General features: G+C 58.1%; 2 protein-coding genes. Both read left to right on the top strand.

Features of this window, described 5'->3' with window-relative positions:
• The first annotated feature begins 354 nt into the window (after positions 1-354).
• Positions 355-771 (top strand): hypothetical protein, encoded by a 417-nt coding sequence (locus H5U38_09015; protein MBC7187159.1) that lies wholly within the window; start codon positions 355-357, stop codon positions 769-771.
• 58 nt (positions 772-829) lie between these two features.
• Positions 830-2,562 (top strand): hypothetical protein (locus H5U38_09010; protein ID MBC7187158.1); only part of this gene is annotated, 1,733 nt, incomplete at its 3' end.

The following is a 2,562-nucleotide window of genomic DNA, read 5'->3' as shown; positions in this document are numbered from 1 at the left end:
AAGGAGGGTTTACCGGTGGCGTATGGCTTGTACCTGTACGTGGTGGAGACGCCGGAGGGTGAGCAGCACCGCGGAAAATTTGCGGTGGTGCGGTAGAATGAAGGGGCCCCTAACGATACCAGCTCCTTAGAGTGAAGGCCTCGCTGGCCAATTTCAAGGAAGTCCTTAAGGAAACCCAGTTCCCACTCCCCAGCATGATGCACGGAGGTGCGGCGCTCGAAAATCATGCCTTGATGACATGGGTTTTTGGATTTTACTCTTGACAAAGCCTGGAGGACCCAGTAAATTATGAGCGGTGGCACCACCTTGGGGAGCCAAAGCACGTCGTGAGTGCTATCCTTGGAGGTGATTAGTATGAAGGGCAAGAGACCAGTCGTACTCGGGGGAGGTCCCCTAGTTCTGATTCCCATCGTCTATACACTCCTCTTCGCTACTGGCGATCTAAGAACCGGCACGGCTGCCTCAAACGAGGATGTCTACGGTTACGTCTACTACTGGAACGGCAAGAGCTGGAGCAAGGCTGTAGGTGCAGAGGTATGGGTGGAGAAGAACGGTCTGCAATGCGCTGGGCCAGAGACCAGCAACGGAAACGGTTGGTACTTTGTCGACGTCTGCCCCTGCAGCCAGTCGTGGCCCGCCACCCTTACGGTACTGGCAGAATTCCAGGGCGTGTGGGGTTGCGCCTACACCGTCAACCATCCGGGGGGACAACTCAGACTCGACTTGTACATGGAGCATGACATACAGCGGATTCCGCGACAGGGTGAGTAACGACTGAAGCTTGACTTCGAGTGGTGCCACCGTCAATGGGTAACGTGGGAGGCTCGCTGTGCAAGCCAGAAACGCGTGGTGGCTGGTGATGCTGGTTGTGACAGGGCTATTGTTTTGCCGTCCTACCCTTGGTAGCCTTCCAGTATTGCCAGGAAAAGCGGCATTCAACAAAGACCTGGCCGTCGGGTTCGTGGAGACCGGTCAGATTAAGAGCTTTTCCCTGTCCAATGGGTTTTTTTCCTGGACCAAGGACTGGATCGGGCCGGGGAGTCGTGAGTTGTACAAGGGTGAAGACTACTACCTGGAGCTTAGTCTCTTTCTCGGCATCCCTGAGGGCCCTTGGAGCCCGAAGGTTCTTGACCCCGCTGTCGGCGATTCCGTGTCCCTCGGCCCCGCGGTGTCGGAGAGCGCGTCGTTCATTGACACGGACGGACCGCAGGGGCCAGATTGGGGGCCGTGGCCCGGCTCACGCGGGAGGTACTTTTCTGGTGATCTGCTTGTTGGCCAGCTTTACCCGGAAACCTCACCCATGTACCAGACACTCCCCGTGATGGCGACTTCCACTCTGCCAGAGACCTGGCCCCTGGACCTGTACGGTTTTCGTTCGTGGCCTGGTCCGTGGTCGCGTGACCCGGAGACGGGTGCGGTTCGCCAGGGGAGTTTCGTCGGCGACCAGGACTTGTTCTTTTGCTTCACCGACCGTGGCTACGCCTCCCGCGTATTCCAGCAGGCGCAGAGCTATGAGATTGGGGCGGTGGTGCAGACCGCGGTCCATGCGTTTCGAGACTCCTATGCTGCAGGTGTCGTGTTTTATGACCTTTTGGTGATGAACACTTCTCCATGGGAGTATTCGGACGTTTTTCTCGGACTCTACCTGTGGGTGAACATCTATCTGCCCACACCGCCTTTCTACTACCGCGGGCAATGCGTTGGGTACATCTGTGACGAATATGACCCGCTGCGCGATACTACCTATGCGTACAATCTGGCGTACGTGCACAAGCGAGCAGAAGTTATCGACGAGATGCGAAAGTCCTGGCCGGGGAGGATCGTCGGGCCGCTGGCGGCCAAGTTTCTTGACACACCCTTGGGTCGTGATGGCCGCAAGTTGGGCCTTAGTGGGTGGCACTGGTATCGTTTCAGGTACGGGCCGACAAACTACCACGACCGCAAGGACAGGGACCTTATCCAATACAAGGTATTGAGCGGGGACACAAGTGGAATTTCCCCGGAACTGAAGCAGGCCTTTTTCATCCCGGACCCGAGTGGTGTGCTCGACCCTCATTTCGATTCCCCTGCGACCGTCAATGATCGGCTCCTTGACGCCACCTTTGCCACCTCTTTGATCTCCACTGGCCCCTTTGACTGGGCCAGTGGGGACACGATCCACCTTGCTTTTGCTTTGGTGATGGGCGATGACCTTGAGGATTTGAAGCGCAACGCGCGGACTGCGCAGCGCATGTACGAGTTGGGCTACCAGCGCTCCGGGCCACCGCCGGCGCCCAAGGTCTTTGCCGTGCCAGGCGACCGCCGGGTGACCCTCTATTGGGACCGGCGTGCCGAGGAGGCGCGCGACTTGATCTTCGGCTACCAGGACTTTGAGGGCTATCGGATCTATCGCACCACCGTGGATCCGGCGGAGAATCGTTGGGGCCAGGAGATTCGGGATGCGCACGGCCAGGTGGTGGGATTTGTGCCGGTGGCCCAGTTTGATTTGAAGGATGGCTATTGTGGGCTTGACCCGGAGTATCCGCACTTGGACTTGGGTTCAGAGACAGGGTTGGTGCACAG

The sequence above is a fragment of the Calditrichota bacterium genome (assembly GCA_014359355.1).
Lineage (GTDB): Bacteria > Zhuqueibacterota > Zhuqueibacteria > JANLFK01 > Oleimicrobiaceae > Oleimicrobium.
The sequence above is the reverse complement of the archived record's forward strand: the minus strand, read 5'-3'. Positions and strand labels throughout refer to the sequence as shown.

What these genes read in the sequence shown, in the direction of transcription:
- H5U38_09015 (MBC7187159.1), top strand. Translation starts at nt 355, where the DNA reads ATGAAGGGCAAGAGACCAGTCGTACTCGGGGGAGGTCCCCTAGTTCTG.